Raw genomic sequence first — 24,162 nt, 5'->3', positions numbered from 1 at the left:
CCTTTTCTTTTTCTCTTTTTTTCAAAAGATATTTAATTGCATTTACTGTACCCACAGTTGCTGCATGTTTTGCAACCTTCCACATTCATCAGGGATGCCGAGCCGCATGAAGGACATAAATCTCTCGATTCGATAAAGGTTTTCTGATCCTCCACTTCTGGATACGTGCTCTCCACTTGACTCTGTTCTTGTAATGCTCCAGTTTCGTTCTCCTGAGCATTGCTCTGTACATGACTTTCCAATGCTTTGGCGACTGCATCAGCAATCGATTCAACCCTGTTGGCTCCGAAGCCAATCGCTCCCGAACCACCAATTCCCTTGAGATGTTTGATTAACAGTTCAACCTTGTGCCCATGGTCTCCGTATCGAAGGAATAGAGAGCATACTCGACCGAGTGCCTCAGCCATGGCAAACACGTCCGATCCCGCTTTGCCCACGTTCAGGAAGATCTCACCCGGCGTTCCCTCCAGATCATTGATCGTAATGTAAGCCATACCAAATGGCGTATTGATTTTGTATGTCGCACCGCGCAGTACTTGAGGACGGCTTCTGTATTGTTTATCCAGCACTGTAGAAGAGGGCGGGGCTTGATCGGAAGAATGCGTTCTAACACCAACCTGGCTATTGAAAGTTTCATCACTTGACTGCACTTCAGCACCATTGGGGTTTTCTATTGCAGATACGACTGTCTTCTCTTCAGCTTTCGCCGTGTTCTGATCTTCAGCCTGGGTCTCTTCCTTCTTCGACGTGGACAACACCTGCACATCCCTGCTGCCGTCGCGGTATATCGTTACTCCCTTGCAGCCAAGGTCGAAGGCCAGTTCGTACAGCTCAGCCGTATCCTCCACTGTAAAATCAGCCGGACAGTTGGCCGTCTTCGAGATCGAACTATCCACCCATTGCTGAATCGTTGCCTGCACCCGTATGTGATTCTCAGCCGACAGATCCATCGCCGTCACATAATAGTCTGGTAAAGCTTCACCAGGATGGTCATCCAGCCATTCTTGTGCAATCGGTACGAACTGTTCATCATAACCTAGACGGCTTTGACGGAAATACTTGAAGGCGAAATACGGCTCAATACCTGTGGATGTGCCCACCATCGTACCTGTACTGCCCGTTGGCGCTTGTGTGATCAGTGTGACATTTCGAATGCCCTTTTTACGAATGGCCTCCCCCACTTCAGGGTACATCGCAACCATGTTTTTCATAAATCCACTCTGTAAGTACGGTTCAGCTTCAAATGCTGGGAAAGCACCCTTCTCTGCTGCAATCTCTGCCGATGCCAGGTAGGCCTCCTTTGCCATGAATCCATAGAGTTTATCCAGAAATTCAAGGGATTCAGGACTGCCATATCGTATACGCAGCTTAATCATCAGCTCTGCTAATCCCATTGTGCCAAGCCCAACCCGGCGTTCACGCTGCTGATTCAGTCTATTTTCCTCAAAATGATATGGTGTTGCATCGATGACATTGTCCAAAAATCTAGCCGAGATGCGAGTGGTTTCCGCCAGTTCATCCCAAGCCACATCCTGATTTGTTTCATCGTAGAATTTGGACAGATTAATGGCAGAAAGATTACATACACCCCAGCCAGGCAGGCCTTGTTCCCCGCACGGATTAGTACAGATGATCGGATTGAAGTACCAGCTGTTGGACATCTGGTTATAGTACTCCATGAATACCACACCAGGCTCTGCCGATTTCCAGGCTGATTCAATAATGGTATGCCAGATTTCGCGAGCCTTCAGTGTACGATAGTGCACCACCGAATGACCTGCGGCTTTCCATTGCTGCATATCCCCGTTCCACTCGGTGTCGTAGTCCGGATCGTTTGTATCGGGGAAAACCAATTCCCAATCTCCGTCCTGCTTGACAGCCTCCATAAATGCGTTGCTCACACATACAGACAGATTGGCATTGGTCACCTGCCCCATCGTTTGTTTCACGGTAATAAAATCAAGCACATCTGGATGCCAGTCATTCATCATCAGCATGAGCGCACCCCGGCGGCTTCCGCCCTGTTCAATCAGTCCAGTCGTATAACTGAACAATCCGCCCCACGATACGGAACCGCTGGATGATCCGTTGACACCTTTCACCACCGCTCGGCGGGGACGCAAAGAGGACAAATTAATGCCAACACCTCCCCCACGTGCCATAATCTCCGTCATCTCGGTCAAAGTTCTCATGATGCCACCCCGACTGTCTTGCGGAGACGGAATGACATAACAATTGAAGAGTGTTAACTCGTCGCTTGCCCCCGCACCCGCAGCAATGCGGCCTCCGGGTACTAACTTCCAATCTTCCAACACGGAGCGGAACTTGGACTCCCACGTTGCCCGCTGATCGGCTGTGGATTCGACAGAAGCCATTGCTTTGGCAAGACGGTTCCACATCTCTTCCGGAGTTTTTTCTATGTTGAGTGTCAGTTTCTCCACATTTGTCTCGATCATCTCTCCGCTTCGAGTCCTTACCTGTACAAGCTGACCCTGACGTTCTATGATTTCGCCCACTTCCTTGGTCGGGAACTTGGGATCATCCTTCGTTAATACCAATACCACATCTCCGACCTTGGCATGATTCGAATCAGCGTCCTTCCAGGCGTATCGGTCCAGAAATATTTTTTCGCTAAGTCCTGCTAATTGGTACGACCGTTGGTTCGATTTCATCGCTACATTCAACCTCCCCGGTATAAAGCTCCATTTTCACTATAAAAGTAAATTATGATCAAACACCACATATAGTGATATGAATTCAGTATAATACACCATATATTGATTATCCATATAACTTTTATCACAGACCTTATTTTTATAGACTCCCCTGCTCGAACAAACTTCTTCACACACCCTCAAACGCATGAATACGACATCAGTGAATTTTTTGAGACAGAAAAAACATGTGCCTTTACTAAATTTCTGGGTTCAATATAAGTTAAACTAATCATTTGCACGTCAACGGAGAGGACAGAAAAAACCTGAAGAAGCGAAGCGTTCGCCTTTATCCCCGGATTTTCCCCTCCAGAAAAGGGAATCAAAGAAATCTGGGGATAACAGCGATTGGAAGGTTGTTCTGTCATCGTAGTGTTCGTGCAAATAAACTGTAGTTCAACTTATATAGTTATGAACTGACTCTCATTCGTCCATACTATTACCTACGAATAAAACGTCATCACGTATGGCAGGGGAGGAAGCACCATGAACCGGAAAAACCCGCACCACACGAATCAACCAGTAGCTGAGCTGCCCGTACCTTTGGAATTTGATCGAAGCTGGATTGATCAATTGGAATCACGACTGGATAAAGGAGGTCCTTGGGGGGATTACCGACTCTTCCAACTCGGCATTCAAGCCGAAGAGACCAACCTGATTCCCAATTTTGACGAGATCCAATGTCTCAAGCATCTACAAGGCCTTACCCCACTCCCTCACCAGATGGACACTGCACGCAGAGTATTATTTGAAATGTCAGGCCGGGCCATTCTTGCCGATGAGGTGGGTCTTGGCAAAACCATTGAAGCCGGTCTCATTCTGAAAGAATATATGGTTCGGGGTCTCGTATCCAAGGTACTCATTCTCGTGCCAGCGTCTCTTGTGCTGCAATGGGTACGGGAGTTAAATTCGAAATTTGGCATCCCTGCCATTGCCCAGAAAAAGGCCTATTCCTGGCAGAATGAAGTGGTTGTTGCTTCCATGGATACAGCCAAACGTGACCCGCATAAAGATATGCTGCTGAATACCGATTACGACATGATCATTATTGACGAGGCCCATAAGCTCAAAAACAAGAAAACAACCAACTATCAATTCATGCTGAAATTGCGCAAAAAGTATTGTCTGCTGCTTACAGCTACACCTGTGCAGAACGATATGAGTGAATTGTTCAACCTGATCAACCTGCTGAAACCCGGTCAACTGGGTCGTCAGGGTGACTTTGCGGCCAACTTTGTTGTAGATAAACGGGTTCCGAAAAATCAGGAACAGCTTAAGAACGAGTTATCCAAAGTCATGATTCGTAACCGCCGCGGCGAAGGCCCCGTTCAATTTACCAAACGGAACGTCTCCAACGTGAATCTGCAACTATCGCCCGAAGAACAAGCGCTTTATGATGGCGTGACTTCCTTTGTTAAAGACCAGTACCAGGAAGCTGGCGGCAACCTGAGCAGCATGCTCTCCCTTGTTACATTGCAGCGTGAAGTGTGCAGCAGTCGAGATGCGGTATTCGTGACACTGGTTAATCTGTCGAAGAAACTTCCGCTGGACTCTCCCCTTCGCGACAAGATTTGGGAACTCGTTGCCCATATTAAAGCGATCAAGGAGAATACCAAAGCGGAGAAAACGATGGAGCTGGTACGGAACATGAATGAAAAAGTAATTATCTTCACCGAATACCGGGCCACGCAGGAGTATCTGCTAAACTATTTCCGCAACAATGGGCTTACGGCTGTACCCTATCGGGGTGGCATGAATCGAGGCAAAAAAGACTGGATGATGGATCTCTTCCGCGGGCGTGTGCAGGCCATGATTGCAACCGAAGCAGGTGGTGAGGGCATCAATTTGCAATTTTGCCATCATATGATCAACTTTGATCTGCCTTGGAACCCTATGCGGGTAGAGCAGCGGATCGGTCGGGTACACCGGCTGGGACAGCAAAATGACGTGAACATCTTCAATTTATCCACGACTGGAACGATTGAGGAACATATTCTGAATCTGCTGCATGAGAAGATCAATATGTTTGAGATGGTGATCGGCGGGCTGGATGTCATTCTGGAACGGCTGGAGAAGAAGGAGTCTATTGAGAAAAGTTTGTACAAAATCATGCTGGAATCACAAACTGATGAAGATATTCGCCGTAAAATGGATTCACTTGGACAATCGCTGAACTCTATTCAACGTGAGGTTTCAGATGAAGGGCCTGCCGTATCCGGGTTGTTGGATCTTCGCAAAGGAGGTAGCTAACTCATGACCATGTCTCCCCATGAAGTGCAGGCTTATGTTCTCACCTATCTGGAAGCACTGGATTGTCAGATTATGGAGCGTTCCCCTGCCCATGTTACAGTCAAACTCTCACCTGAGGCGGACAAAGCGTTGACCAATCGCCCCTATTATTGGGGGTTCGTGGAACGAACCGGAGCCCCCGCTGAAACGATGTCCTTTACATTTATATTTGATCCTGACAGTTATCAGCAGGCCATTGAGGCAGCAGAAGCCAAAGCTGCGCAAGCATCACCTCCTGATGGAACGAATGGCGTAACCAACGGCAGTCCTCAAGGCGAGCCACCAAAAGAAACTATTCTAGGCCGTTACTTCGGTATTACGCCATCGCTGCCACAGCTGGGGCCAGGACGAATATTGCGTGAAGAAGTGGTGTATGGCAGTCGCAGACTCCAGCAGATTTTCGGCGCTGCCCGTGAAGGCGGTGCCTTCGTGAACCTGTTCGAACAGGCTGCCAAACGGCAATTGCGGGCTACAGCGCCAGCCGTATATGAGCCTTGGCTTGGTGTGTGTTTCAAGGTGGAATTCGCCTGTGATTTGAAACGGGAGGAATTGCATTTTCTCGGCATCTCCCTTCGCTCAGGTGAAATTATAGAAAAATTCGGCACCAAGCTGAACCGACGTGATCTCAGTCCGAGGCTTGCGGAGAACATGCATGTACAGACAGCTAAAGTTTCGTTATTTGATGCCGGAGCTGCTTTGGAATCTCATTTGACGAACCGCTTGCTGGAACTCGATTATAGCTGGGCAGAGAAAGCCCAAGAGCGGCTTGATTTGGAGCTGGACGTGTTGGACACCTACTATGAGGCGGTACTCCGGGAAGATACGCCTGAGGTAGAATCACCAGGTAACATAACCTCAGACACGGAGAATGTCCCTTCTGACCGCACGTCACCTGCACCACTGAAAAACGTTCTGGATATAACTAACGCTAAACCCATTGGATCAGATGTAGAACTGGCGGCAGAGGCCGCAGTACCGATCGACTCCGAGACAGATGCCGAAGAAGAGAAAGCAAAACAGGCGGTAATCGATCGTGAAGCTATGAAACTGCAGTATGAGACACGCCGGACCGAGATGATCTGGCAATATGAACCCAAAGTGAAAGTGACTGCCATTAGCAGCGGCATGTTTCACTTAAGATAGACGAAGACACTACTTTTCCTGCAAATGCTGGCAAAAGTAGTGTTTATTCATGATCAGCTGCCCGACAGGTTGCGGCAACCTTTGCATAGCCTGTCCCCTAGAATGAAACTAGAACGCGCTCAGGTAACGGATAAATGAAAAGTAGGTGTAAATTTGAAACGATTCTTTCATACATGTTGGAACAACGCTCGGAAAACAACCTGTATAACCTTGGGCTTGCTCAGTTGTCTTGCCCTATTCTCTTTTTGGTCGATAGCCAATGCAGAGGAACAAAAAACGTCTTCGCCATCCCCCGCATCATCAACAGAGTATAGTCCCAAACATCATGCCATTCAGACTGAAAAGCTAGCTCCCGCTGCTGTGCAACAGTTTGCAGAGCAACAAGCTGTTACACTTGATACAGCTAACGGCGAAGCGCATTGGAAGGACGCCGACCTGAACTTCTACCCTCTGGGGCCGGGTTTACATAGCTGGCTCGTACAAGCTGAGTTTGAAGGCAAACCTATCGGATATATGATTATTACGGCCACAGAGCAGGGTCAGTTGATGCTTAGTGAATATGGTCATGGAGAACAGTCACCATACAACAATGAACTTCTTGGACAAGCCTTGGATCGACAACATGTGAACCTTGAGGCATTACTTGCTGGCGGAGGAGAGCTTCATCTTGGTTATGCTCTTCCCCTGCTGGCTTATTGGAAAGTGGAGCAACCTAATCATCCTGCACTTTATATTGATGCTACGAACGGAGATGTACTGCCGTCAGAGTTTCTGAACCTGCTGGAGGCTGATTCCAAACAGACCTCTGTCAGCATAACTGATTTATCCACAACGCCATCTTTATCAGTCGACCCACATCATCTCCGACCCGTCTTCAATCCGGCTGACAATCTGTTGTGGCTTACCTCCAAACCTGTTGCTGCCGACCGGGCACAAGATGTGATACAACACGGGGAGAATCAAGAGATTGTTTTCTCAGCGGGTGATCGTAACGTTGTATACGGCGGTCCTTTACCCGTTAGCGGTTATCAGCTGTGGCATACAGATCAGGAAGCAGAGTCCATTCTATATGTAGCGCTAGGCGGAAAATCATCTATTCAACGCTTTGTCCCTTTGAGCACATTGCAGCAAGATGGCCATTTTTACATCTTGAAGCCCTGACAATTAGCTAATTCTACAGATCATTCAGATCACGTTAAAACAATAAACCTCCACAACAAATAAGACGCCTTCCCATGAAATAACGGGATTGCGTCTTTTGGTTTTACATTAGGGTGTGTCTTCAAACTCGCTGAGTGAAGTAGGTAAGCGATCGTTACCCTTTGCCCGAAGAACTTCGTTTATGAGACTGGGTGTCCAATTCTTTTTCCTTTTTCCCCACCCACAGAGATACAGCAAACGGAATCATGCCAAACCACTTCATCGCCCATGGTTCTTTCCTTTTGGCGCGACCTTTCCGCTCATCCTTCGGCGTATCGATATAATGAACAACACGCTGCGTAATGTATTTTACCAATTCATCACTTTTGGCCATAACATCTGCCTCCTTCGCTCCTGCACATTAGCGGAGCTTACGATAGTTCTATTGTGTGCAAGATGTGTTATGGTTAAACATTTTTTTATTGAAAGAAGTATGAAAACCATCAGAATGCACAGTCTAATGCCAAAGGTATCCATCGAGTCGTTAATCTGCATTCGATACCTATTTGATAAAGGAGTGTGTATTCCCATGTATAAGCTGCTGACCGCTTCGGTGGCCTTGCTAATCAGCTTCCATTGCCTTCTCATGCTGCCCCATGTCACTTATGGAAAAGCAGCCCCGTCCCAGAACAGTCCATCCATGCTTCCGGTGACCGATGGAGATGCTTATCGCTCAAGTCATCATGCCTTTGCAGCACCCGTTATCCTGCTCGATGTAGGCCATGGCGGTATTGACGGTGGTACGTCAGCCCAAGGTGTGCTGGAAAAAGATATTAACCTTGCCATTAGCCAAAAGGTCTATCTCCTGCTTCGCAGCAAAGGTTATGCCGTTATCATCAATCGACTTGGTGATTATGCACTTAGTGATGAGAACCGCTGGCTGAACAGCCGCTCCCGTCATACCAGAGATCTTGCCCAACGTAAAAGCCTTAGCGAAGAAGTAAGTACAGATATCGTGGTCAGCATTCATGCGAACTGGAGTCCCCGATCGACAGCACACGGCCCGGTGGTACTGCACCAGAAAGAAGGCAGGAGTTATTTGCTGGCCCAATCCATTCAGGATGCCATGAACAAGTTGTACGGAACGGAGCACGGGGTTGTATGGGGCAAGCCCTTTTATATATTGAATTACGTAAAGCAACCTGCCGTCATCGTTGAAACCGGATTTTTGAGCAATGCGGAAGATCGAGCCAGAATGAATGACCCCGCAGAGCAAAAAAGAATCGCCCAGTCCATTGCCAATGGCATTATTTATTATCTGTCGGTAGTGTAGGAGCAGAATGCCATTGCCACACATCTCGAACCAGATCACCGATCCCTACAAATTGAACCTGATTTTGCAGACGGGAGACAGATTCACGAATTACTGCGGATGTGTTCATCCCTGAATGGCCGACATGACCAATGACAACACAGATATCCTTATCGATCGCACGCTGAGCAGCCAGATCCAGTTGCTTGCGAATGTGTTGTTTGGAGTTTTGATCATCCAGGAAAATGTCATTACCTACAGGTGGCATGTTTTTGGATATGGCCAGTTCCCCCACCACAGAGCGAAAATTCGTACGGCTGTCTACAAAGAAGAGGCCCCGCTCCTTGCATACATCGAGCACAATGGACATGATGCGTTTGTCCGAAGTAATTTTGGAACCCATATGATTGTTCATGCCAATGGCGTGGGGCACATCATCAATCGCTTTCTCCACGCGTGAGCGCACTTCTTCATCTGTTAGATTGGATGTGATTGCACCCGGGCCCAGCCATTCAGGTCGTCCTTTCTTGGGTTCCATGGGCATGTGCACAATCACATCCATCCCCTTTTCATGTGCAGCTATCGCATCTTTTTTTGTTGTTGGCAAAAAAGGCATGACCGCTACCGTTAGTTTAACTGGCATCGCCAGGATCTCTGCCGTACCCTTCATGTCATTACCAACATCATCGATGATAATCGCTAACCGTTTGTGATTCGATGTGGACTCTGAAGCTGCCGCTGTAAGCCCTCCTCCCGATATGCCTGCGTAAAACACAATCAATAATGCCATGATACCTGCAATGAATCGATAATTCTTTCTCTGTACCTTCATCATGATTCCCTCCCCGTAACTTCTGTGATCTCATTGTTTGATAATGAAGGGAGGAATATGTAAGCCAAAGCCTTCCTTAATGAGAATATCCCCGTCATTGAAGAGCTCTATCTCAAGTGAAGATCTCCATCATTCCAGTTTTCTCCTTAGCATTCAGACAAGAACTGTCATTGAACAGTTGGAAAATAGAGATTAATTAGAAAAAATACTGTAATTTGTCAGGTTTTCAGTTTAGGAATTATTTAGTAGAATCAACAAATGAAAGAGCTTATGTGCTGCATTTCTTTCCTATGATTTATGGAAGGAGGTTTTGAAAGGGTTTACATAAAATAAATGCCAGACAATCCGCTATTCTTGTTTGTTTTCCTGGTCGCGGTTTCTCTATGTAACCATTTACTATTATCGAGGAGGATGAAAGTAGTGAAATTCAAACTAAAAAAGACGATTAATGTTCTTTTGGCCTGTTTAACAGCCCTGCCTTTGATGTTAACCCCGACAAATGTGTCAGCAGCCAGCGATGCCAACATTAATTTGTCCTCGGAAAAACAGCTGATCAAGGGCTTTGGAGGCATTAACCTCCCTGCCTGGATTGGTGATCTGACTCCCGCTCAACGTGAAACTGCTTTCGGTAATGATCAGAATCAGTTAGGCTTCTCCATTCTCAGGATCTACGTTGATCCGGATTCTAATAACTGGTATCGTGAAGTTGCCACAGCCAAACGGGCTATTGAAAAGGGTGCTATCGTATTTGCTTCCCCATGGAATCCTCCAAGCAGCATGGTTGAAACGTTCAACCGCAATGGGGACACAAATGCCAAACGTCTGAAATACGACAAATATGCCGCATATGCGCAACATCTGAACGACTTTGTAAACTACATGAAAAATAACGGCGTAGATCTGTATGCCATTTCTGTGCAAAATGAACCGGATTATGCTCATGACTGGACCTGGTGGACTCCACAGGAGATCCTTCGATTCATGAAAGAAAATGCCGGGTCCATTCAAGGTACCAAAGTCATGGCGCCTGAATCCTTCCAATACTTAAAGAACATATCCGACCCAATCCTGAATGATCCGCAGGCACTTGCCAACATGGACATTCTGGGAGCACATACGTATGGAACCCAGATTTCGAATTTTGCCTACCCTCTCTTTAAGCAAAAAGGAGCCGGTAAAGAACTGTGGATGACTGAGGTGTATGTTCCGAACAGTGACAACAACTCAGCAGACCGCTGGCCTGAAGCATTAGACGTTTCCTATCACATGCACAATGCCATGGTAGAAGGTGATTTCCAGGCCTACGTGTGGTGGTACATCCGCAGACAGTATGGTCCGATGAAAGAGGACGGTACCATAAGCAAACGCGGGTATAATATGGCTCATTTCTCTAAATTCGTGCGTCCAGGCTACCTGCGAGTTGATGCAACGAAAAATCCGGATACAAACACATTTGTCTCAGCCTATAAAGGTGATAACAAAGTCGTCGTCGTGGCAATTAACCGTGGAACTTCAGCCACAAGCCAAAAATTCGTTCTGCAGAATGGTAATGCCTCCACTGTGTCCTCATGGATTACGGACAGCAGTCGAAACTTGTCAAGCGGAAACGCGCTTACCGTATCCAATGGAGCCTTCACGGCACAGCTCCCGCCTCAGAGCGTAACAACGTTTGTTGCCAACGTTACTGGCGGAAATAGCGGCGGGAATACAGGCAGTGGCACCACGTATGAAGCCGAGACCGGAACGTCACTTACGGAAGCTGCCATTGAAACAATCTACCCCGGTTACACTGGCTCCGGGTATGTTAACTTCAATGCGATGACTGGTTCGGCCATTCAATGGAACGGCATTAATAACACGACAACAGGTACCAAAAACGTAAAGTTTCGTTATGCGCTGGAAAGCGGCACTCGGAACCTCGACATTTTTGTGAACGGAACCAAAGTCATTAGCAACGAGCCCTTTCCGGCTACGGGAAGCTGGTCCACTTGGGTTGAAAAAACAATACAGGTCCCCATGAACACGGGGACCAATACATTGAAAGTGGTTACCACTGGATCGGAAGGACCGAATATTGACAGCGTTAATGTTACCGCAGCACAATAAACGTTCCGTATGGCTGATGGAAGACATTTGCTGTACATGCAGCTAAGCACTAACCTCTTGGATACTAAATCTAGTGTTAGTGTTATATCAAAAAATGCAAAAAAAGACTCCTTAAGTGTTAGCTTAAGGAGTCTTTTTTTAGATGCGGTCGAGAGGACTCGAACCTCCACGGGGGTTAGCCCACACGGACCTGAACCGTGCGCGTCTGCCAATTCCGCCACGACCGCATATTGTATCTCCGTCATCAATATCGGCGACAAGAAATAATATATCATGCGGAATCTATCATGTCAACACTGAAAATAATAACAATAAAGCCCGAACCAGACGTCCGTGTCGATTCGGGCTCTACCTTTAACTGCTGCTAATAGTTTGGTTCATTAAAACGGAAGCATACTTCAAATTACAGCTTGGAAGGCCAGTTACCATACCATGCATAACCACCTCTTCTTTCTTTATCAATATCACTTAATTTGTATTTAACTACCCCGTCACGACCAATAAAGATTGGTTTGTCCGTTCCTATCTCATAGAAGCGTGCCCAAATTGGTGCAGCTTTGGAATCAGCGATAATTTTACTATCTCCATTAGCTCTTTCATACTTGTAACCCGTAATTTTTACCTTGTTAAACCAAGCCTCCGCTCCTTTAATAGATGCGGTAATTTTAGCGTTAGCAGGTCTGGTTTTCAGGAATTTAACAATCGTTACACTCTCTCCAGCTGTCAGCGATGGCACTTCGTAGATTCTTGCGCTCGCTGGTTTAAGGGAACTGGAATCATGTTGTTGTCCCCATCCTGTCAGCTTACCGCCTGAAACGACTTGTGTATTCAGAATCGCCTCCACACCTTTGGCAACTGAATTTTTACTGCGATTAGCAAGTGTACTATCAATAAACGAGAAATCACCTTTGCGTGCTGCTACTTCATCGAGCATGATCATTACATTAATCATGGCATCATCATTGTAGGTAATATGCTTGTGATATCCGGAGCTTTGATAGACCTGTGGCCATCCGCCATTTGAATACTGCATATTGATCAAAAAGTTAATTCCTTTGATTGCAGCTGTGGAGTAACGCGGATCATTCGTCTTTTTAAATTCCTTCGCCAATCTTCTAATTTCTAAGTATGTAGCCTTGTTGTCTATCGTGGACTTTGCCCACTCCCCACTTGTCTGTTTATAATCTTTTCTCCAACCTCCATCCGGCAGCTGGTTCTTCAAAATATCAGAAATACTCGCTGTTGTACCTGATGCATCCGCAGCAGATACCGTCCCTACAGGAAGAACTGCCATTCCAACTGCTGAGAACACCATCGTACATGCCAGGACAAAAGTAACTAATTTCTTCGCTTTCAAATGTAACACTCTCCTATGTTCGTTTTTATAAATCTTCCACTTCTACTTTATCTATGATACGCGTCCCTAAACCTCCTTTATTTGTATTTATCGCATAATAAAATCATTTTAAATCCAATATGTGGATTGGATAATCAGATAATATGCAAAAAATCGATTTTTGTCAATATATGCAACTTAATGAATATAATCTCTATAATTCTACATAACGGAATAGTTCTTTTAACTCATGATAAACCTATCTATTTATCCAAATTCGTCTTAAACGAATCAATAATGACGTTTTTGTCATGAATGATACCCAAACTTGATCCCTTTTTTCATATAAAAACCTTAATTCCGCTAACATTGAGGTATTAAGAAAGGGTTTAAATGGGTTTGACAATTACGCATTTATGCAATATAGTTTCAAATAGTTACAAAAACTTAATTATTCATTGCCGAGTTTCATGTTTGAAAACGGGGGAACCAATTTGGGTGAATTATTCTTATACATAGGAAATATAGGGAACCTTCTACCGAACCCTTAGCTAACTCCGTAGGCATCGAAGGGAGAACATTGATTTTGAAAAAACTGATTATCTCCATTTTTGGAGCAGCTGTATTATTTACATCCGGGGCAACAAGCACAGAGGCAAGCAGTATCAACTCCGTAGTGAACAACATGACAGGTATTCCTTACAAATGGGGTGGCACGACTGTAGCCGGCTTCGACTGTTCTGGTTTTATGAGATATCTTTTCAACAAATACAGCATTGAATTGCCACGTACTTCTCAGCAGCAAGCCAAAACAGGTACGCCTGTATCCAAGAGCAATGTTCGGACAGGTGATCTGGTGTTCTTTAATACAACAGGCAAAGGCATTTCACATACAGGTGTATATATTGGCGGCGGACAATTCGCTCATGCCTCCAGCAGTAAAGGTGTAAGCATCACGAAGTTATCGAATCCATACTTCAATGACCGCTATGTAACAGCACGTCGGGTAACTGGACAGTTTATGTATGATAAAATGTTAGGTAAAATGTAATTCACATACAAAAAGGCATCGGTTATTAACCGGATGCCTTTTTTGTACTTAAAAATGTATGTTGCATTGCTTACTAATGCAGCGCCTTCTGCACTCGCATCGCACCCTGAGACAGGGCATGTCCTCCTCCAACAGCTCCGGCCACCGCAACGGTCTCCATAATCTCCTGATCTGTTGCTCCCTTGGCACGGGCTTCTTCTACATGGTAGAAGGTACATACTTCATTGTTGGCGAATAATCCAATGCCAAGTGCAATTAGCTGTTTTGTCTTTGCATCAATCACGCCAGGTTGGAAACATTCTCCGGTAAACTCATGATACGACTTCACCACACCTGGCAGTACATCGCTTAATGCTCCAATCTGATCCTTGTAGGCATGAACTTTATCATTCATCAATGTCATGGCTTGTAGCACACCCTCTCGGCTATAGTTACAGATCTTCCCTCACTGTACCTATCTTCTCTCCCGAGTGAGTCAATTATGCCAAGAAATCATGGTAATTCCAAACATTTAACTCTCATGGCTCTGCCATAATTATAAGCTGTTACTCACTAAGTGGACTCTGGCGCGGCTCGCTGAACAGCTGATAGCGGTAACCTCGATCCAGCTTAACGACACGTCGATTCTGACGACGGATAAGTACCTGCTCGCCATCCCAGGCAACCACAATTCCCGTTACATCGTTCGATTCCAGCTCGTCCCGAACGACTCTTACTTTCTCACCTGACAGACGCAGGGCGTCCAGTTCTGTATCACTAATCATCTTCATGACTCCTATATTCCAAATTTATTTACAAAAAGAGACCTAAATGAAATGTCATTTAGGTCTCACGTGACTGTATTGGACTGTCATGTCATTCGAAATTATGTCCCGACTGAAAGTTACCGCTGCGCGTGCTCTTTGCTGTCGTTCTTCTCGAACCAAAAATCAAGCACTTTGGCGGACATCACACGTTCTTCAAGGTACTCCACTTGATGCGGTGTAAATTGTTCTTTCCAAGAGAAGGACAACTCTTCGCACAAGCCTACAATCGTCAGTAATTCTGACCAGGCAACATAGCGTTTGTACCAGAAAAATTGAGGATGTTCAATCATATAGGGATAAAGGTCATCGAATTCCGTATGTTTACAATCCAGGGCACGTTCAAAATGAACTTTCGATTCCGCCAGCTTATCATTAAAAAATTGTTCTGTTGCCGGTTGGTTCCCCATGGTGTTGCCTCCTCTCCCTAACATAACCCCATTATAAATGAAATCGGCGGTCATGCAAAGGCATAGTTCAAAAAATAGGCCCTATTCCTTTAAAATGTCACATTTCGTTATCGTCAAATTGTACCGTACCATCGTTCAGGGAACGAATGCGTACCAAGGCTTCCACCGGAATACCCTGTTCACGAATCGTGCGTGCCCCCGCCTGAAAACTTTTCTCGACCACAACGCCGAATCCGACGAGTTCCGCGCCAGAACGCTCGATAATTTTGATGACGCCACGAGCGGCATCTCCATTGGCAATGATATCATCAATGAACAAAATACGGTCATTCTCATGAATGAACTCGCGGGATACCATAATGTCAGTTACAATTCCTTTGGTAAAGGACGGTACACGTTCACAGTAAGCATCAGGATCAGCCAGAAGTGTTTTTTTGCGACGGGCGAATACAAGGGGCACCCCAAGTTCATAGGCTGCTGCAAAAGCAACCGGAATCCCTGAGGATTCTACCGTGATTACCCGAGTTACTCCACTTTCACGAAAACGGGCAGCAAACTCACGTCCCATCTCCATCGTTAATGCAGGATCAATCTGGTGGTTCAACAGACCATCTAGCTTCAATACTTGATCCGAGATAACCACACCTTCTTGTAAAATTCGTTGTTTCAATAATTCCATGATTTGACCTCCCAAGCCTATCCTATGAGGTAAAAGTATCATATATCTATCTATAAGTTCAAGCGAAATTGCCTGGGCGCTGTCCTTGGGACGCATTTCAAGCCAAAGCTCATTATCGATTGTCATGACTTTCGTGGGTCAAGCATACCTTGTACCATGGTACCCGCATGTCCAAACTATACAGGGGCCTGAGAGGGGAAACACATGAAACAGGCATTTCGGGTGCTGCAGATCGCATTTACATACATTGGAACGGTGGTTGGAGCCGGCTTCGCTACAGGGCAGGAAATTTTGCAGTTTTTTACCCAGTATGGCAAATGGGCCACCATCACCATAGGCTTATCCACCATGCTCTTTGTCTGGTTAGGTACCAAAATGATGTTGATCGCTCACGATACCGGGTCCCGCTCTTATGAGGATCTAAACAAACATTTATTCGGCCACAAGGCGGGCAAATGGATCACCTGGGTGACCCTTCTCATTCTCATTGGCGTGAACAGTGTCATGCTTGCCGGAGCAGGCTCCGTTTTTGTCGAACATCTGGGTTTGCATTATCAGACAGGTCTGATCGTCACACTTGTAGGGACATATCTGCTTCTCGGTCGGGGCATTCAAGCCATCCTACAAATGAATAGCATCGTCGTGCCCATGATGCTCCTGTTATCTCTACTCATGATCACCAGTACGATCCATCATCCAGGTGCTTCCCGATTCATCACACTGACGACAGACTCAAACCCTATTCAAGTGTGGCTGTCTCCACTGTTGTATACTTCATTCAATCTGGTGTTGGCTCAAGCTGTTCTTGTGCCTGTAGGTAACCAGATTCGTAGCCGGAATGTGCTGAAGTGGGGTGGAGTATTGGGTGGAATTGGCGTTGGTTTCATGCTGATGGCAGCTCATTTTGCCATGTCAGCTCAGATGCCCGGCATCATTCAATTCGAAATCCCGATGGGTAGCATTGCCTTTCAACTTGGATGGGCAGTCCAATCTGTATATGTATCCCTTATTTTTATGGAAATATTCAGTACCTTTGTAGCCGATATCTACGGAATGACCTTGCAACTCAGACAACATATACGTGTTCATCCCCGTTTCATTACATTAACCATTATGCTGTTGTGTTACTCACTCAGCCAGTTTGGATTCAGTTCCCTGCTGTCCATCCTTTACCCCATCTTTGGAAGTATGGCATTGATCTGGGCTGCCAAATTAGTACTGAACCGCTGGGGCACCTTTCGTAAACGCAACAATATATAAATCTCACGGTCCATGTACTTCATGAATATGAGCATCCGTTTGCCCTCTAACCACAATTCACCGCGGGTATTCTTTCCTTAAACATGACAAAAAGCCGCTGTTTAGCACAGCGGCTCGCACTTTTTGCTCTACGTTTTAGGCTTTGCCAGGAAACTGTAGATACATCTTTTTCAACTCATTGACCGATCTGCCGAGTGAGTAATGTGTCTTGGCTTTTTCACACGCTGAACGGGCAAGTTCATAACGATAAGCCGGGTCCAGCATCACCTTTTCAAGGGCTTCAGCCAATGCAGAAGGATCTTCTGCCGGAACAAGCAACCCATTGCTACCGTTCTCGATTTGTTCCGGTATACCACCTACATCCGTACCCACAAGGGCAAGACAACTCAGCGCCGCTTCAGCGAAGACGGAACCAAATGCTTCTGCCCGTGAAGGAAGTACAAAAATATCAAAGAATGGCATGAATTCCTCAGGGTGCAGTGTGTAACCATAGAAGATGGTCTCATTATAGATCCCCAATCGCTGCGCCAATTCTTCCAGATCAGGACGAATCGGTCCATCTCCAATAATATGTAACACATAATCATGACCTCGGCCCTTCAGTTCCGCACAAGCTTTGAAAAGAATATCCAACCCTTTCGCCGGAACAAGCCTACATACCGTGACCAGTTGTGGTATCGCATTATCATGAGGAATCGGCTTAAAGCGCTTCTCATCAAATCCATTGGGAATCACACCGATGACATCAGGTTCCTTCACGTAGGGAGCCAGATAACGACGGAACGAATCCGACACCGTCAAGAGGCGCTCTGCCTGGTGTTCCAGCTCACCATATATCGCAAGCAGGAATCGATGCTCCGGTCCATCCGTTTCAATGCGTCCATTAAGGATTAATTCTCGTTCATAACTGGAGTGAATCGTCTGAATGAGGGGTGTATCCGGGAAAACCGTTTTCATCGCAAGTCCTGCAATTGGATGGTGGGCATGAATCAGATCATAGGGCTTCTGAATACGCAGTTTGGTCCACCAAAGATAATCACGATAAGTTTGAATATATTTTTGGACAACAGGACTACCCTGATATTCCGTCCAGTCAAACGTTTCGAACTGAACTTCCTCTCTGCCCTTGTTGCGAATTCGCTTTGGCAACGAGAACAGATCCATTTCCCACCTCGGGGTTGTAAATCTCTCTTGCATATACGGAATCATAGAGGATACACCTCCGGGCTGCTCCGGAGGAAAGAAAAGCGCCTGCAGCAATTTCACCGTTAGTTTCCCCCTTTCTAACTTACGTTCTTTCAATGCATCTTCATTCATGATATATCAGAACATATGTTCAGTAAAGATACAAAATGAGAATCCCTCTCAATTGCCCATCCTCTGTTGTATGCACATCATTTATTTTCTCTGCATACGGCTCTACTATCCATTATGACATAGGGAAGCCGGAACATCTATATTACGTAAGATAGTGCAAACTTTTGGCTATTTAAACAGCTCAATCAAAGCTAAACTGACCAAGCTTTTGTTCACCAACTCGTATATACAACATATTCATGAAACGTGCCTCTCAGAAGCAAAAGCTTTCATTCAGCAGCCCATCGCTTGCGGTTGTCGTCAACATATTCATAGGATAGTCAAAATTCTCAGCTCAGTGGCTCCACGGGCTTCTCATATGTACTGTAACCATCGGTCTCTCCCAAAAAAGTATACCCGTTCCGCGCGTAAAAGGCGTTCAACGTAGCATTGCTCGCTCCGCAATCTAACCGAACAGTGTGTTTTCCTTCAAAATGTATGCCGCTGCTGGACCATTGCAAAATGGACCGTCCCAGACCGCTCTGAGCATATTTTCTTCGAATCGCTAACCGATGCAGATAAATTGCGCCGTCCTTGGCATAAGCTTTTGAACCCCAAAGATGAATATCCCAAGGACTTGGCTGAACCAAAAGGATGACCATCCCCGCTACGTCCGCCCCTTTTTTAAATACAAACACATCCCCACGGCGAATCGCCCCTGCCGTATCATGTGAATCTTCACCTTTAAGCAAAGCGTTCCATTGGGAAGAACCTTGGCTCTGTAACCATTCGGCTGTCTCCACCAGCAGCGACATCACATCCTCCGTATCTTCCGGCTTCGCCTGAACCGCTTGAAAACCATCGTTAATATATTGGCTAATGATCCTGAATGAGTGCATCATTGTTCTCCTCCGCTTCCTGATCTCTTTTAAACTAATGGTACTATACCGGGAAATGGATTTTTCGTCAAAATGAGAACAAAAAAAAGGTAAAAGGCGGTTGCCCTTTACCCATCTATTCTGGCTTCATCAATAATCTGATTTCGATACAACATCGTCAGGTGCAAGGTGTCAAACTCCATTTCCTTGTCCAACTCCAGCATCAACACTTCGACCAGGCTCTTTCGCTGAATGCTGGTACCAGGAACCTCGTAATCAATGTATCCCGTCAGATCGGAATGAGAAGTGTCTATTGTTGCTGTTCCCACAGGCAATCCACCTCTTTCCTGAAGAAACAGCTCATATACCCGGAACTCCCGATCCTTACGCTTCAGCATGACATAACACGTTTCTTCAGCAGCTTCCAACTCATTCAGATCCGATTCATCGGTATCCTCCAAATCCTCGGAGAAATCGCGATGTACCCACTCTAGCGTTTCGAGTTCGTTGCCCTGATGCCACATGCGGATCGTAATCGTATCGATGATATCTTCATCCAGCTCTCTGACCAGCAACTCTGCCGCAGCTTCCAATTGATTCTCTTCCGGCTCGTCATACCAGTGTATTTCACCTTGTACATCAGCGCCATATTGTTTTAAGGAAGCTTCTGCTAGTTCCTGCCCTTCGACATCATTGAAAATATAGGTCGATATGCTGCGCCCTGCGCTTACCATTTCCATCTCCAGAACCTGATCCCGATCTTCATATGTAAACGATTCGGCTTGTGAAACAGGAATTACCTTGCTTCCACTGCTACCTATATCGTCATAGCTGCCTTCGTCATGATTCATATCTTCAGACGGCCACACTGTCTCTGACTCAGGCTTATGCAGAACCGTATGTAATGAGCCACAACTAACCAGCACTTCATAATACGCAGCTTCCAACGCATCTGCAAGAGAACGGACATAGGCATGCACTTTTTCCACGATACGTTGCTCTGTATCATCTGGCAGAGACTCCTGCTCGATCTGAAGACTACCTGATAAACGATCTCCTTCTCTGTACACAAGGAACAGTGAGCCTGCATATTGACCATTGACCATCACGTCCTGTACTTCTCCACCTGATGTCCGCAGGTCTGCAACCAATTCCACATCATAATTCATCACGTGTCCTCCTCCATTCCTAACGTTATTCTCTTAGGATGCCCCTGAGTACGGTAGATTATGAGGAAGGCGTGCATTTTAAGTATAAGATGTAGGGTTAGACGGATAACACATATTTTTGGATTGCGTGTGCCACACCCTGCTCGTTATTGGAGAGTGTAACCTCGTCCGCAGCAGCTTTCACCTCGTCCGGTGAGTTATCCATGGCAATGCCTTTGCCCGCAAAGGTCAGCATCGTAATATCATTGAAGTAGTTACCAATCGCCATAATCTCCGAAGGCATGATTCCCTTCGATTCGGCAAGCCTTTTAAGTGCAGCGCCTTTGGACGCTTCGGGATGCATCAGATCAATAAAAAAGTCACCACTCCGTGTCATATAATAAGGCAGATTCCAGGTAGACCATTCCTGAAGTACTGCATCCATCTGTTCAATCGGACCAAATGCAGTGAACTTCGCCAGCGGTTCTGTCATGTCAACCCACTTGGGTAACTTCAGTGGCTCGGCCATAAAGTTGTAATACATCTCACGCACCTGCAACCCCAAACCTTCCGGTTGATCCACATACAGACCAAATGCCGTATTGATGTCAAAATGTACTCCATTGGTTCTACAGTACGATATGATCGGCTCTAGTCCTTGTCCATCTAATGCAAAATGATGAACCACCTCACGGGTATCGACTTGCGCGGTAACGGCGCCATTATGTGTAATCACATATCCATCCAGTCCCATCTGCTCCATAAAAGGAATCGTGTTGGCAGGACCTCTACCTGAACACAGGACAATCTCTGCTCCCTGACGGGAAGCTTGGATCAAGGTCTCCTGAGTCCATTCGGTAAGTTCATGATGATCATTCAGCAGTGTTCCATCTACATCAAGTGCAATTAATTTATAAGTCATCTGGCTTCATCCTCATCTGTTAGTAGTCGCACCCACCCAAACCCTCCCTTCCGAGGGAGGGCCCCAGAGGGCTCTGCCCTCTGGACTCCCGTCTTGCTCAACGGTGTTAGGTCGGGTCTTGCTATGTCACGGTTGTCGTAGGAACGCTTGTTGCCGGGCACACCGCTGGTCAGCGGCGGTCCCGCCCAAGCTTAACCGGGACCATTACGGGCAGGGCTTCGCTCTCTGCCCGGCTCCCTGCTTCACTTCGTGAAGATCGGGAGCTTTTCGCCTTCGGCGTTAGTATCGGGGCTTAGCTTCCCTCCACGACTCCCTGCTCCGCTTCGCGAAGGTCGGGAGCTTTTACTTCCGCAGAAGGCTCAACTCATCTGCGGTTAGTTCACGATAGCTTCCGATAGCAAGATCGGAAGCTAGTTCCAGCTCACCCATGGCTACGCGTTTCAGATAAATCACTCGCTTGCCTACCGCCTGAAACATACGTTTTACCTGGTGAAACTTCCCTTCGTGAATAATAAGCGAGATCGACGAGATCGTGCCTTCTTCCGTTTCTTCTTGACCAAGTATAGTCAGTTCGGCCGGCAACGTCTCGTATCCGTCATCCAATTGAACGCCCGCCTTGAAACGTTGCACATCCGCTTCATCCACGTTTCCCAGAACACGGGCTTCATAGGTTTTGGACACATGTTTGCGTGGAGATAACAGATCATGGGCAAGTGGACCGTCATTCGTAAGAATGAGCAGTCCCTCCGTATCCTTATCCAGTCGTCCCACAGGAAAAGGATTGAACACCCGATCCTCTTTACGGAGCAAATCCAACACCGTCTTATCTCTGTTATCCTCAGTAGCAGACACGACACCCGGAGGTTTATGCAGCATCAGATAGATCATCTCCCGATACACAATCCGCTCGCCATCGGCTTCAATAACGTTGACCTCAGGGTTCACCTGTACACCACTGTCTTTCATCGCTTTGCCGTCCACATGAATTCTGCCTTGTTTCACCATCTTTTTGAGTTCACTTCGTGTTCCCACACCCATATGGCTTAATATTTTGTCCAGACGCAGCGTTTGTTTGCCTTTCCCACTCATACCGATGTCCACCTCCAGCCTGCCGGATATTCATTCTTCAGTACACCATCCAGCCATTTTCCCCAGCCAGCGGCATAACCATCTACACATACAAGAACGTACCCTTTGGCAAACGTATCTGCCTTGAGCACCACTCGTTCTTCTTCAATATTTAATGTTTCACCCTTGAGGTATCTCACGGCTTCGCCATCAGCGGATGACAGATTTACGCTTCGCCGTGCTTCAGATGCATTCAGAGCACACGCAAGCGGGTGGGACGGAACAAATCGTCCATTCTTAATCGTGCCCATAAACCAGCCTGGACGAATGACTTTCAGTCCCTCCAACCGAGCTGCACCAACCGATGATTGATACACCCGATCTCCGTAACATACCGTCTCTCCAGTTAACTCAATCTCCAATTGTTCTTTCATAAACTGACTGTAGATCGCAACCGGATCAATACTTGCCGAATCGGCTCCGCGTCCATGACCCCGTTCCGATTTACGTCCACCGTGATCTTTACCTTTTTTGCTCTGTCTACCCGAATTCTTGCCGCCACCAACCTGTCTGTCATGGGACTCTCGGGATTCGATTCGCAACAAACGTTCCTTTTTACGATCAGCCTTGGTCATAGCAATTGAAGAAGCAGCAATAGAGTGATCCTTGTTCCCCTCTACTTCAATCCTGGACACATCCACGACCTGTCCATACTCCATTGCTCCTTCTTTAACTACTCCAGGTTGATCTGTTTCTAATTCTTGACCTGCACGATGCTGCAATACAGCGACATAATGTCCCTCTCCTTCCAAAAGGTGAGGCCACAATCTTGCGGTGCCACGCGTTTGATCCAGTACAGCTTCCGTCTCTTCTGCCTTCTCCGGCATCATCTGACGTACCCATTCCGGACGTCCTGGAGCAAACCCTGTCTCTTCAGGAATGTCCATGACTACGAAATCACGGTTTACATTTAGGAACTCCGCAATCATCGCTTCGTTTTCCTCCGGCGCAAAGGTACATGTCGAATATACGATGGTTCCTCCCGGGGCCAGCAATCGTGCCGCAGTCTCCAAGATATCCCGCTGCATGAGCACACATTTTTCCACCGAATGATGTTCCCACGATTTCACCATGTCTTCATCCTTGCGGAACATACCTTCACCTGAACAAGGCGCATCGATTAATACTTTGTCAAAATAATGAGGAAATGCATTTGCGATCCGCTCTGGCGACTCATTCAAAACAACGGCGTTCCGCACCCCGTACAATTCCACGTTCTTGGCCAGTGCTTTTGTGCGTTCAGCATGGATATCGTTCGTCACAAGTACACCCTTGCCTTGCAGCTTTGCAGCAATCTGTGTGGTTTTCCCTCCCGGAGCAGCACATAGATCAAGCACACGATCTCCAGGCTCCACCTGCAATAATTCAACTGGTGCCATAGCACTTGGTTCCTGTATATAATACAGGCCTGCATGATAATAAGGGTGGAGCCCCGGTTTAACACCATGAGGTACATAGAACCCTGTCTCACACCACGGAATAGGTCTTAGATCAAACGGAGCAATCTCATCGAATTGTTCCATCGATATTTTTAGCGTATTCACTCTCAGTCCCGCATGAGGAGACTGTTCATACGATTTCATAAATTGTTCAAACTCATCACCCAGCAAACTTTTCATTCGCTCAGCAAATATCAAAGGTAACTTTACACCCATATTCCCACTCATCCTGTCTTGGTAAGATTGCAATATCGTTTTATTTTATCATATCCAAGC

The 24,162-nt window shown here is 46.4% G+C and carries 21 protein-coding genes, 1 tRNA gene and 1 riboswitch; of the genes, 7 read left to right on the top strand and 15 right to left on the bottom strand.

Annotated elements, in window-relative coordinates:
- Window positions 1–32 precede the first annotated feature (32 nt).
- Complete coding sequence (locus tag MKY44_RS09000) at window positions 33–2,672, bottom strand: adenosylcobalamin-dependent ribonucleoside-diphosphate reductase (RefSeq protein ID WP_341006819.1); 2,640 nt, start codon at window positions 2,670–2,672, stop codon at window positions 33–35.
- A gap of 528 nt (window positions 2,673–3,200) precedes the next feature.
- On the opposite strand from MKY44_RS09000, the gene MKY44_RS08995 reads away from it, so the two are divergent.
- The 3 genes from MKY44_RS08995 to MKY44_RS08985 all read left to right on the top strand — a co-directional run bounded on the left by MKY44_RS08995 (window position 3,201) and on the right by MKY44_RS08985 (window position 7,307).
- Window positions 3,201–4,964, top strand: coding sequence for a DEAD/DEAH box helicase (locus MKY44_RS08995; protein ID WP_341006818.1), 1,764 nt, complete (start codon window positions 3,201–3,203; stop codon window positions 4,962–4,964).
- A 3-nt stretch (window positions 4,965–4,967) separates the two neighbouring features.
- Complete coding sequence (locus tag MKY44_RS08990) at window positions 4,968–6,146, top strand: YqhG family protein (protein WP_341006817.1); 1,179 nt, start codon at window positions 4,968–4,970, stop codon at window positions 6,144–6,146.
- Window positions 6,147–6,299: 153 nt separating this feature from the next.
- Window positions 6,300–7,307 (top strand): hypothetical protein, encoded by a 1,008-nt coding sequence (locus MKY44_RS08985; RefSeq protein WP_341006816.1) that lies wholly within the window; start codon window positions 6,300–6,302, stop codon window positions 7,305–7,307.
- Between the two features lie 154 nt (window positions 7,308–7,461).
- Here MKY44_RS08985 and MKY44_RS08980 read toward each other — a convergent pair whose 3' ends face one another.
- Window positions 7,462–7,680, bottom strand: a complete 219-nt coding sequence (locus MKY44_RS08980; RefSeq protein WP_339784717.1) for a YqzE family protein — start codon at window positions 7,678–7,680, stop codon at window positions 7,462–7,464.
- 195 nt (window positions 7,681–7,875) lie between these two features.
- Between MKY44_RS08980 and MKY44_RS08975 the strand changes: the two genes are divergently transcribed.
- Window positions 7,876–8,619, top strand: coding sequence for an N-acetylmuramoyl-L-alanine amidase family protein (locus MKY44_RS08975; protein WP_341006815.1), 744 nt, complete (start codon window positions 7,876–7,878; stop codon window positions 8,617–8,619).
- Here the strand turns inward: MKY44_RS08975 and MKY44_RS08970 are convergent.
- Window positions 8,594–9,433 carry a divergent polysaccharide deacetylase family protein gene (locus MKY44_RS08970; RefSeq protein ID WP_341006814.1) on the bottom strand — a complete coding sequence of 280 codons (840 nt, stop codon included), beginning with the start codon at window positions 9,431–9,433 and terminating at the stop codon, window positions 8,594–8,596. The two genes, MKY44_RS08975 and MKY44_RS08970, sit on opposite strands and share 26 nt — an antisense overlap.
- Before the next feature lie 408 nt (window positions 9,434–9,841).
- Between MKY44_RS08970 and MKY44_RS08965 the strand changes: the two genes are divergently transcribed.
- Window positions 9,842–11,536 (top strand): carbohydrate-binding protein, encoded by a 1,695-nt coding sequence (locus MKY44_RS08965; protein WP_445670644.1) that lies wholly within the window; start codon window positions 9,842–9,844, stop codon window positions 11,534–11,536.
- Window positions 11,537–11,679: 143 nt separating this feature from the next.
- On the opposite strand, the gene MKY44_RS08960 is transcribed toward MKY44_RS08965, so the two are convergent.
- Window positions 11,680–11,763: transfer RNA gene (locus MKY44_RS08960), tRNA-Leu, on the bottom strand.
- A gap of 176 nt (window positions 11,764–11,939) precedes the next feature.
- On the bottom strand, window positions 11,940–12,902 hold the full coding sequence (gene pelA, locus MKY44_RS08955; RefSeq protein WP_341006808.1) for a pectate lyase: 963 nt from the start codon (window positions 12,900–12,902) through the stop codon (window positions 11,940–11,942).
- A gap of 419 nt (window positions 12,903–13,321) precedes the next feature.
- Window positions 13,322–13,453: riboswitch (cyclic di-AMP (ydaO/yuaA leader) on the top strand.
- 5 nt (window positions 13,454–13,458) lie between these two features.
- Here pelA and MKY44_RS08950 point away from each other — a divergent pair.
- On the top strand, window positions 13,459–13,923 hold the full coding sequence (locus MKY44_RS08950; protein WP_341006807.1) for a C40 family peptidase: 465 nt from the start codon (window positions 13,459–13,461) through the stop codon (window positions 13,921–13,923).
- Between the two features lie 73 nt (window positions 13,924–13,996).
- On the opposite strand, the gene MKY44_RS08945 is transcribed toward MKY44_RS08950, so the two are convergent.
- The 4 genes from MKY44_RS08945 to MKY44_RS08930 all read right to left on the bottom strand — a co-directional run bounded on the left by MKY44_RS08945 (window position 13,997) and on the right by MKY44_RS08930 (window position 15,815).
- Window positions 13,997–14,326, bottom strand: coding sequence for a carboxymuconolactone decarboxylase family protein (locus tag MKY44_RS08945; RefSeq protein WP_017689352.1), 330 nt, complete (start codon window positions 14,324–14,326; stop codon window positions 13,997–13,999).
- A gap of 142 nt (window positions 14,327–14,468) precedes the next feature.
- Window positions 14,469–14,687 (bottom strand): hypothetical protein, encoded by a 219-nt coding sequence (locus tag MKY44_RS08940; protein ID WP_307413871.1) that lies wholly within the window; start codon window positions 14,685–14,687, stop codon window positions 14,469–14,471.
- A 119-nt stretch (window positions 14,688–14,806) separates the two neighbouring features.
- On the bottom strand, window positions 14,807–15,136 hold the full coding sequence (locus tag MKY44_RS08935; protein WP_036609615.1) for a hypothetical protein: 330 nt from the start codon (window positions 15,134–15,136) through the stop codon (window positions 14,807–14,809).
- A 97-nt stretch (window positions 15,137–15,233) separates the two neighbouring features.
- The gene (locus MKY44_RS08930; RefSeq protein WP_036609617.1) at window positions 15,234–15,815 is read right to left on the bottom strand and encodes a xanthine phosphoribosyltransferase; all 582 of its coding nucleotides are present in this window, start codon (window positions 15,813–15,815) and stop codon (window positions 15,234–15,236) included.
- A gap of 204 nt (window positions 15,816–16,019) precedes the next feature.
- Here MKY44_RS08930 and MKY44_RS08925 point away from each other — a divergent pair, with 204 nt between their 5' ends.
- Window positions 16,020–17,075 (top strand): YkvI family membrane protein, encoded by a 1,056-nt coding sequence (locus tag MKY44_RS08925; protein ID WP_074094468.1) that lies wholly within the window; start codon window positions 16,020–16,022, stop codon window positions 17,073–17,075.
- A 135-nt stretch (window positions 17,076–17,210) separates the two neighbouring features.
- Here MKY44_RS08925 and MKY44_RS08920 read toward each other — a convergent pair whose 3' ends face one another.
- From MKY44_RS08920 to MKY44_RS08895, 6 genes are all read right to left on the bottom strand, one after another.
- Window positions 17,211–18,341: a glycosyltransferase family 4 protein gene (locus tag MKY44_RS08920; protein WP_341006806.1), complete on the bottom strand. Its 1,131-nt coding sequence runs from the start codon at window positions 18,339–18,341 to the stop codon at window positions 17,211–17,213.
- 380 nt (window positions 18,342–18,721) lie between these two features.
- The gene (locus MKY44_RS08915) at window positions 18,722–19,273 is read right to left on the bottom strand and encodes a GNAT family N-acetyltransferase (RefSeq protein WP_341006805.1); all 552 of its coding nucleotides are present in this window, start codon (window positions 19,271–19,273) and stop codon (window positions 18,722–18,724) included.
- Between the two features lie 104 nt (window positions 19,274–19,377).
- Window positions 19,378–20,418, bottom strand: coding sequence for a hypothetical protein (locus MKY44_RS08910; protein ID WP_341006804.1), 1,041 nt, complete (start codon window positions 20,416–20,418; stop codon window positions 19,378–19,380).
- A gap of 97 nt (window positions 20,419–20,515) precedes the next feature.
- Window positions 20,516–21,319: a Cof-type HAD-IIB family hydrolase gene (locus tag MKY44_RS08905; protein ID WP_036670159.1), complete on the bottom strand. Its 804-nt coding sequence runs from the start codon at window positions 21,317–21,319 to the stop codon at window positions 20,516–20,518.
- Between the two features lie 342 nt (window positions 21,320–21,661).
- Window positions 21,662–22,408: a pseudouridine synthase gene (locus MKY44_RS08900; RefSeq protein WP_341006803.1), complete on the bottom strand. Its 747-nt coding sequence runs from the start codon at window positions 22,406–22,408 to the stop codon at window positions 21,662–21,664.
- Window positions 22,405–24,102: an RsmB/NOP family class I SAM-dependent RNA methyltransferase gene (locus MKY44_RS08895; RefSeq protein WP_341006802.1), complete on the bottom strand. Its 1,698-nt coding sequence runs from the start codon at window positions 24,100–24,102 to the stop codon at window positions 22,405–22,407. Before MKY44_RS08895 ends, MKY44_RS08900 begins: the two co-directional genes overlap by 4 nt.
- Between the last annotated feature and the right edge of the window lie 60 nt (window positions 24,103–24,162).

The organism is Paenibacillus sp. FSL R7-0026, from assembly GCF_038004485.1.
GTDB classification, from domain to species: Bacteria; Bacillota; Bacilli; order Paenibacillales; family Paenibacillaceae; genus Paenibacillus; species Paenibacillus xylanexedens_A.
Note: the sequence above shows the minus strand (reverse complement) of the source record. Positions and strands in the feature narration are given on the sequence as shown.